We start from the raw sequence: 8173 nt of genomic DNA, 5'->3' as shown, positions 1-8173 counted from the left end.
CCTTGCGCCCAGCGCAAGGAAGGGGGCCTTCATGTACGGCAAACAAGCACTGGTCCGACCGCTAGGCCCTGAACTCGCGCAAGAGCCGGGCCACCTCGCCCGGCCGCTCCAAGAACGGCGAATGCCCGGCACCTTCCACGACCTCGACCCGGGCCCCCACCGCCGAATACCGGGCGAAAGTCTTGTCACAGTCGTAAAAGCGGTCCCGCCGCCCGAGAATCACCAGGCACGGCAGCCCTAAAGCCGCCACCTGCGCATCGAGAGGACTGAACGCGAGTCGCCGCGCACGGTCCACGAGCACCACCCGCGCCATCGCGGGCGCGGTGACGGCGTGGTCCACCAAATCCTGCAAGGGATCGTCGAACCAGCTCACCCGGCGGAACCGGGCGGCGAACCGGACCCACCGCCGATGGGCGATCAGCCGCACGAGAGAGCTGACCATCGGCAGCAGAACCGGGCTACCGGGCGGAAAAGACGCGTAGCTGTAGTCGGGAGCCTGCCCGATCAGCACCAAGGACCCGACGCGCGGCGAGATCCCGGCCAAGGCCAGTGCGACGTCGGCGCCGAAGGAATGACCGGCGACCAGAACGTCCTCGACGTCCAGCGTGTCGAGCACACCTGCCAGCATTCGCGCCTGCGACACCGGGTCGAGTCCGGACGAGCCGCCGGTGCACCCGTGGCCCAGCAGATCCACCCGGATCACGCGGTGCGCGGCGGACAGACCGGGGGTAAGCCGGTCGAACCAGTGCACCGAACCGCAATACCCGTGCAGCAACAGCACCGGCGGCCCGGCGCCGTCCTGACGGACGTGGACGGCGACACCGTTCACGTCGAGGATGTCGCCGATGGGGGAACGCCGCACGCTCCCAACGTAACTCAGACCCGCGCGGTCTCCTTGCTGCGGGACAACAGCCACGCCGCGATCCCGGCGGGGAAGAACATGAGCACGCCGTAGATCCCGGCGGGCACGGCCATCGTCTTGTCGCCGAGGACGGAGATCGCCACGGCGATCGCGAGGGTGGCGTTGTGGACGCCGATCTCCATGGCGGACGCGATCGACTGCCCGCGGTCCACCCGGAACAGCCGCGGTACGTAATACCCGATCGCGAGGCTGAGCAAGGAAAGCGCCAGCGCCACCGGTCCGAGTGTGCCGATGTTGTCCACCAGGGTCCGGAACTCCTGCGCGATCGCGGCCGCGATCACCAGCACGAGCACCACGGCGGAGCCGATCTTGACCGGTTTGCGCATCCGCTCGGCCCAGCCGGTGAACCTGCTCCGCACCGCCATCCCGATCACGACCGGGATCAGCACGATCGCGAACACCTGCACGAACTTCGCGGGCTGGAGCCCGACCGAGGCACCACCGTCGAGGAACCCGGCCATCGACAGGCCGACCACCAGCGGCAGCGTGAACACGGCCAGCACGGAGTTGATCGCCGTGAGCGTGACATTGAGGGCGACGTCGCCGCCCGCGAGGTGACTGAACAGGTTCGCCGAAGTCCCGCCGGGTGAGGCGACGAGCAGCATCATCCCGACCGCGAGCACGCCACCGAGGCCGAACAGCAGGATCAGGCCGAGGCAGATCACGGGCAGCACGATCATCTGGCACACCAACGCGATGACGGCGGCCTTCGGGTACTTCAGCACCCGCGTGAAGTCGGCGACGGTCAGGGTCAGCCCCAGCCCGAACATGACGAGCGCCAGCGCGACGGGCAAGAGGATCGAGAACATCGCCGAACCCATCGCGGGGCCTCCGTCCGATATGCCCTTTTCAGTTCGCAAATCGTGTCAAGCGGCGAGAAGCCGGTCAAGGCACCGAAACCCAGACGTGACCCGGCTTGACTTTTCCGAGAGCAGTGCTCACTATAGTTACAAGCTATAACGCACACGATAAGCACTCAGGGAGATCGAGATGAACACGCTGACCGAGGTCGTACTGCCGGGCAAGGTCGAGCCGGAAGGCCTGGAGCTGCGGGAACGCCCGCTCCCCGCACCCGGCCCCGGCCAGGTCGTGGTCGCGATGGAGGCGACCGGAGTCTCCTTCGCCGAGCAGCAGATGCGCCGCGGCAAGTACTACGACCAGCCGCCTTTCCCCTTCGTCCCCGGCTACGACCTGGTCGGCACGGTGCTGACCACCGGCGACGGGGTCGACCGCGGACTCGCCGGCCGCCGGATCGCCGCGCTGACGAAGGTCGGGAGCTGGGCCAGCCACGTCGTCCTCGACGCCGCCGACGTCGTGCCCGTCCCGGACGGCCTCGGCGCGGAGGAGGCCGAGACCGCGGTGGTCAACGGCATCACCGCCTGGCAGATGCTGCACCGCAAGGCCCGGGTGCGCGCCGGGCAGACGATCCTGGTCCACGGCGCGAACGGCGGGGTCGGCTCGCTGCTGGTCCAGCTCGCCGCGCAGGCGGGTGTCCGGGTGATCGGTACCGCGTCGAAGCGGCACCACGAAGCGTTGCGGCGCCTGGGAGTCACGCCGATCGACTACCGCACCGAGGACATCTCCGCGCGTGTCCGCGAGCTCGCACCCGAAGGTGTCGACGCCGTCTTCGACCACGTCGGCGGCGCCAGCGTGCCCGCGTCGTGGAAGCTGCTCGCCCGCGGCGGCACGCTCGTCTCCTACGGCAGCGCCGCGACCCGCGACGACGAGGGCTCCAAGCAGCTGCCCGTACTCAAGATCCTCGCCCGCGTGATGCTGTGGAACAGCCTCCCGAACGGCCGCAACGCGTACTTCTTCAACGTCTGGGCGGGACGGTCCTTCGCCAAGAACCGGTTCCGCGCCCGTCTACGCGAAGACCTCACCCAGGTCTTCGCCGCGCTGAAGGACGGCACGATCACCGCACAGGTCGCGGCGCGGCTGCCGTTGAGCCGGGTCGCGGAAGCCCTGCGGCTGGCCGAATCCGGCACGGTCGCGGGCAAGGTGGTGCTCACGCCGTAAGGGTTCGGTAACCGCGCGAACCCGGCGATCCGGACGGTTCGCGCAGTTGAATGACCCCCATGAAACGCAAGCGGGTGCTCGCCGTCGTGGCGGCCGGACTGGTGGTGGCGGTGGCCGCGGGCCTCTACTGGTTCCAGCCCTGGAAGCTCTGGGTGAACGAAACGGTCCAAGAGGCGCTTCCGGTGGCACAGGTCACCGAAAGTGCCGCGCCCGCCCCGAAAAAGCCCATGATCGTGGCGACCGGGGAATTGATCAGCCACGAACACGAGACCAGCGGCGGCGTCCGGATCATCCGCGCGGAAGACGGATCCCTGGTGCTGCGCCTGGAGAATCTCGACACGAGCAACGGCCCGGACCTGCGGGTCCTGCTGAGCGACGCGCCGGTGCTCCCCGGCAAGGACGGCTGGTTCGTGTTCGACGACGGCGCGCACGTGAGCGCAGGGAAACTCAAGGGCAACAAGGGAAGCCAGAACTACATCCTGCCCGCGGGCACCGATCTGGCCCGCTATTCGAGTGTCAGCATCTGGTGCGACCGGTTCGACGTCTCGTTCGGCGCGGCCAAGCTGGCCAAGGTCTGACCAGTCAGGCGAAGCCTGTCCGTTGAGGGTGGCGGCGGGGCGGGGCCCGGGCTAGGCGAGCCTGTCCACGGCGTATTCCATCTCCGCGCGGACGGCGCGCAGGTCGATTCCGCCGGGATCGATGATCGCGGCCACCGCGATCCCCCGCAGCTGGCCGACCAGCGCCGCCGCGTACGCGTCCGGGTCGCGGACACCGGAGATGGAGCCGTCGGCGATCCCGGCGGCGACGGTCTGCGCGATGGCGAACCGGTACCGGCGATCGGCCTCGGTCATCGCCGACCGCACCGCCGGATCGCCGACGGTCGCGTCCGTCCAGAGCACCACGAAAGCCCGGTTCAGCGGCGGCATGTCGGTGAGCAGCTCGAAGAAGATGTCCAGCAACGCGCGCAGCATGTCCATCGGAGCGGGGGTCAGCCCGCCGGTGCGGGTGGCGACCGCGGCACTGAAGGCGTCGGCGAACTTCTCCGCGGCGAACTCGACGAGCCGCTGCACCAGCGTCTCCTTCGAGCCGAACAGCTGGTAGACGACGCCGCTCGGATAGCCCGTCCTGGCGCAGATCATGCCGATCTTGAGCCGCGCGAACCCTGCCTCGCCGATGAGACGGGCGGCGGTGTCGAGAATCCGTGTCCTGGCGATCTCCTGGTCACGTTGGACCTGGCGCTCCTCCGCAGACGAGTCCACGACGTGATCCTCCCATGACTTCCGGTTCGTCACCTGTCGACGCGGCGTTACGATCCCGGACATGAGGATCGCCTTCTCCGCCGACGACCGGAACGCCACCACGGACGCCGTTCAGGCCTTCCTGGCCGAAGCCGGTCACGAGGTGATCCACCCGGCGGCGTCGGAACTCTGGCCGGAACTCGGCGCGGCGGTGGGCAAGGCGGTCGCCGACGGCGAAGCCGACTTCGGCGTGGTGATGTGCTGGACCGGGACGGGTACGGCCATCGCGGCCAACAAGGTCCCCGGCGTGCGTGCGGCGCTGGCCTGGGACGCCTGGATCGCCGCGGGCGCGCGCAAATGGAACGACGCGAACGTGCTGGCACTGAGTCTCAAACGGCTCTCCCCCGACGTCGCCGTCGAAATCACCGAGGTGTTCCTTTCCGGTATCGCGCCGGACGCCGACGAATCGGCGAATATCGCCCGGCTCGGCGAAATGGACCAATTCCGTCGATGAGCGGCACCGAACCTGTGAACGGTTAACGCTGTCGAACGTATTAGGCCGTTCGCAGGAAAATCACCACTCTGCGTAGTGACACTTCCCATATTGGTCCAGACCACGTACCGTCTCCCGCAACAAAGCGTTCCGCATGGAGGTGGTCGATGAAGACGCATCCCCGCCTGCCCGGTTTCGGCCGCGGCAACGCGATGTCGCCGATTTCGCACTGACGAAATCCCTCTCCAAGATCATTTCCCTGCACCGTGTTGTAAGGAGTGAAATGTCAAGAAAGAGATGGCATCTGGTCGGCCTGTTCACGGCCGTCGCGGCGCTGGCTGTCGGTCTGGTGACCGTGCCGGCGAACGCGGCGGGCGGGGTCGGAGCCACCCTGACCAAGGGTTCGGACTGGGGGTCCGGCTGGGAAGGCAAGTACACGATCACGAACAACTCGGGATCGGCCCTCACCTCCTGGACACTCGAGTTCGACCTCGCGGCAGGCCACTCGATCGCCTCGCTGTGGGATGGCAGCTACACCGCCTCCGGCCAGCACGTGACCGTCAAGAACACCTGGAACGGCAACGTTTCCAACGGCGCCTCCGTCAGTTTCGGCTTCAACGTCAAGTACTCCGGCGCCTACACCGCGCCCGCGAACTGCAAGATCAACGGCGGCTCTTGCGATCCGGGTGGGGGCACCCCGACGACGAGCAACCCGCCCACGAGCACGACGTCCAACCCCACGACGTCGAACCCGCCCACGACGACCACCACGAGCAACCCGCCGACCACGACGACTTCGAACCCGAACCCGGGCGCGAAGAAGAACCTCGGCTACTTCGTGCAGTGGGGCGTCTACGGCCGTAACTACCACGTGAAGAACATTCACACTTCTGGTTCCGCGGCGAAGCTGACGCACATCAACTACGCGTTCGGCAACGTCACGAACGGTTCCTGCACGGCGAACGACGACACCTACGCCGACTACGACAAGTTCTACGACGCCGGGTCCAGTGTGGACGGTGTCGCGGACTCGTGGGACGCGGGCGCGATCCGCGGTAACTTCAACCAGCTGCGCAAGCTGAAGAAGATGTACCCGGGCCTGAAGGTGCTGTGGTCGTTCGGTGGCTGGACCTGGTCCGGCGGCTTCGGCCAGGCTTCGAAGAACCCGACCGCTTTCGCGGAGTCCTGCTACAAGCTGATCAAGGACCCGCGCTGGGCCGACGTCTTCGACGGCATCGACATCGACTGGGAGTACCCGAACGCCTGCGGTCTCACCTGTGACACCAGCGGCCCCGCCGCGATCAAGAACGTGGCTCAGGCGCTGCGCACCAAGTTCGGTTCCTCGTTCCTGGTCACCGCCGCGATCACCGCGGACGCCAGCAGCGGCGGCAAGCTCGACCTCGCCGACTACGGCCCCGCCTCGGCGTACCTCGACTGGTACAACGTCATGACGTACGACTTCTTCGGCGCCTGGGCGGCGCAGGGTCCGACGGCCCCGCACTCGCCGCTGACCGCGTACCCGGGCATCCCGCAGCAGGGCTTCAACTCCGACGAGGCCATCCAGAAGCTCAAGGCCAAGGGTGTTCCGGCGAGCAAACTGTTGCTGGGTATCGGTTTCTACGGCCGAGGCTGGACCGGCGTCACACAGGACGCCCCGGGCGGCACCGCGACCGGTGCGGCACCGGGCACGTACGAAGCGGGCATCGAGGACTACAAGGTCCTGAAGAACAGCTGCCCGTCGACGGGCACTATCGCGGGCACCGCGTACGCGAAGTGCGGCAACAACTGGTGGAGCTACGACACTCCCGCGACCATCAACTCGAAGATGGGCTGGACCAAGAACCAGGGTCTCGGCGGCGCGTTCTTCTGGGAGCTCAGTGGTGACACCGGCAACGGTGAACTGGTCACGGCCATGCGGAATGGCCTGAACTGAGAGGTTTGAGAAGTGGCTAAGCGGACTTGGATCCAGGCCGTCGGCCTGGCCGCCGCTGCCGCAACGGCCGGCGCGGTCCTCGTGATCGCGCCGGCCTCCGCGGCCGGCGGCGTCGGCGCCGCCTTCAGCAAGGGCTCCGATTGGGGCTCAGGCTGGGAGGGCAAGTACACGATCAGCAACAACTCGGGATCGAGTCTTCCCACGTGGACGGTCGAATTCGACCTGCCAGCGGGACATTCGATCGCTTCGCTGTGGGACGGCAGTTACACGGCCTCCGGCCAGCACGTGACGGTGAAGAACACCTGGAACGGCAACCTCGGCACCGGGGGCAGCACCAGTTTCGGGTTCAACGTCAAGTACTCCGGGAGCTACGTCGCCCCGGCGAACTGCAAGATCAACGGCGGTTCCTGTGATCCGGGCGGTGGCGGTCCGACCACGACGCCGACCACCACCACGTCCTCCCCGACCACGACCACGTCGACGTCGAACCCGCCGACGACCACCACGAGCAACCCGCCGCTGCCCGGCGGTCGTGGCGCGCCGTATCTGTACATGGGCTGGGGCAACCCGCCGAACCCGCAGACGGTCATGAACGCGACCGGGATCAAGTGGTTCACCCTGGCTTTCGTGCTGGCTTCGAACGGCTGCAACCCCGCGTGGGACGGCAGCCGTCCGTTGCAGGGCGGCCCCGACGCGAACGCGATCGCGCAGATCAAGGCCGCGGGCGGGCAGATCGTGCCGTCCTTCGGCGGGTGGAGCGGCAACAAGCTCGGCCCGAACTGCTCGACGCCGGAACTGCTCGCCGGCGCCTACCAGAAGGTGATCGACGCCTACGGTCTCAAGGCGATCGACATCGACATCGAGAACACCGACGAGTTCGAGAACGCGACCGTGCAGGACCGCGTCCTCAACGCGCTCAAGATCGTGAAGGCGAAGAACCCCGGTATCCAGACCATTCTCACCTTCGGCACGACGACCAGTGGCCCGAACTCCTGGGGCAACCGGCTCATCGACCAGTCGAAGGCGCTGAACGCCGGTGTCGACGTCTACACGATCATGCCGTTCGACTTCGGCGGCGGCGCGGACATGTACGGCAACACCATCAAGGCCGCGAACGGCTTGCGGGACAAACTGAAGTCGGCCTTCGGGTGGGACGACGCCACGGCGTACGGCCACCTGGGCATCAGTGGCATGAACGGCCTTTCGGACCAGCAGGAGCTGACGAGTCTCGACGCCTGGACCAAGATCACCAACTGGTCCAAGACGAACAAGACCGCCAGGCTCGCTTTCTGGTCGGCCAACCGCGACCGGCCTTGTCCCGGTGGCGGCGTCGCCGAGAACTGCAGTGGTATCGCACAGAACGACTGGGACTTCACGCGGATCACCGCGGGCTTCTGACGTCCCTTCCCCGAACCGCGGGCCCGCACCGATGCTGCACGGTGCGGGCCCGCTCCTTTGCGCGTCCCGCAGGGGTGTGCCCCTGCGGGGCATGCCCCGAATGTGGCATTGGGGACGTCCAGTGTCCCCAATGCCACATTCGGGGCACCGCCGCAGAGGTGCTCGCACAGGGG

Annotated in this window: 8 protein-coding genes; 5 read left to right on the top strand and 3 right to left on the bottom strand. The window is 67.4% G+C overall.

The features are described 5' to 3' along the window. Positions 1–61 precede the first annotated feature (61 nt). Positions 62–862, bottom strand: a complete 801-nt coding sequence (locus ACFWMR_RS41660; RefSeq protein ID WP_378382387.1) for an alpha/beta fold hydrolase — start codon at positions 860–862, stop codon at positions 62–64. A gap of 14 nt (positions 863–876) precedes the next feature. Then, positions 877–1743 (bottom strand): bile acid:sodium symporter family protein, encoded by an 867-nt coding sequence (locus tag ACFWMR_RS41655; RefSeq protein ID WP_378382386.1) that lies wholly within the window; start codon positions 1741–1743, stop codon positions 877–879. A 169-nt stretch (positions 1744–1912) separates the two neighbouring features. Between ACFWMR_RS41655 and ACFWMR_RS41650 the strand changes: the two genes are divergently transcribed. Next, positions 1913–2938 carry a medium chain dehydrogenase/reductase family protein gene (locus ACFWMR_RS41650; RefSeq protein WP_093939390.1) on the top strand — a complete coding sequence of 342 codons (1026 nt, stop codon included), beginning with the start codon at positions 1913–1915 and terminating at the stop codon, positions 2936–2938. A 59-nt stretch (positions 2939–2997) separates the two neighbouring features. After that, a complete protein-coding gene (locus tag ACFWMR_RS41645; protein WP_378382385.1) occupies positions 2998–3516 on the top strand; it encodes a DM13 domain-containing protein in 519 nt (172 codons plus the stop codon). A gap of 51 nt (positions 3517–3567) precedes the next feature. Here the strand turns inward: ACFWMR_RS41645 and ACFWMR_RS41640 are convergent, their stop codons facing one another. Continuing rightward, positions 3568–4197 carry a TetR/AcrR family transcriptional regulator gene (locus tag ACFWMR_RS41640; protein ID WP_093939394.1) on the bottom strand — a complete coding sequence of 210 codons (630 nt, stop codon included), beginning with the start codon at positions 4195–4197 and terminating at the stop codon, positions 3568–3570. A gap of 61 nt (positions 4198–4258) precedes the next feature. Between ACFWMR_RS41640 and ACFWMR_RS41635 the strand changes: the two genes are divergently transcribed. From ACFWMR_RS41635 to ACFWMR_RS41625, 3 genes are all read left to right on the top strand, one after another. Continuing rightward, complete coding sequence (locus ACFWMR_RS41635) at positions 4259–4690, top strand: RpiB/LacA/LacB family sugar-phosphate isomerase (protein WP_378382384.1); 432 nt, start codon at positions 4259–4261, stop codon at positions 4688–4690. Positions 4691–4952: 262 nt separating this feature from the next. Beyond that, entirely contained in the window at positions 4953–6602 is a 1650-nt protein-coding gene (locus ACFWMR_RS41630; protein ID WP_093939393.1) for a glycosyl hydrolase family 18 protein, read from the top strand. Positions 6603–6614: 12 nt separating this feature from the next. Then, positions 6615–8000, top strand: a complete 1386-nt coding sequence (locus ACFWMR_RS41625; protein ID WP_378382383.1) for a cellulose binding domain-containing protein — start codon at positions 6615–6617, stop codon at positions 7998–8000. Positions 8001–8173 lie beyond the last annotated feature (173 nt).

Origin of the sequence: Amycolatopsis thailandensis (genome assembly GCF_042723255.1) — a bacterium.
Lineage (GTDB): Bacteria > Actinomycetota > Actinomycetes > Mycobacteriales > Pseudonocardiaceae > Amycolatopsis > Amycolatopsis thailandensis.
The sequence above is the reverse complement of the archived record's forward strand: the minus strand, read 5'-3'. Positions and strand labels throughout refer to the sequence as shown.

Coding starts and splice junctions, on each gene's coding strand:
- ACFWMR_RS41655 (WP_378382386.1), bottom strand. CDS start 1,743: ATGGGTTCGGCGATGTTCTCGATCCTCTTGCCCGTCGCGCTGGCGCTC.
- ACFWMR_RS41650 (WP_093939390.1), top strand. CDS start 1,913: ATGAACACGCTGACCGAGGTCGTACTGCCGGGCAAGGTCGAGCCGGAA.
- ACFWMR_RS41645 (WP_378382385.1), top strand. CDS start 2,998: ATGAAACGCAAGCGGGTGCTCGCCGTCGTGGCGGCCGGACTGGTGGTG.
- ACFWMR_RS41635 (WP_378382384.1), top strand. CDS start 4,259: ATGAGGATCGCCTTCTCCGCCGACGACCGGAACGCCACCACGGACGCC.
- ACFWMR_RS41630 (WP_093939393.1), top strand. CDS start 4,953: ATGTCAAGAAAGAGATGGCATCTGGTCGGCCTGTTCACGGCCGTCGCG.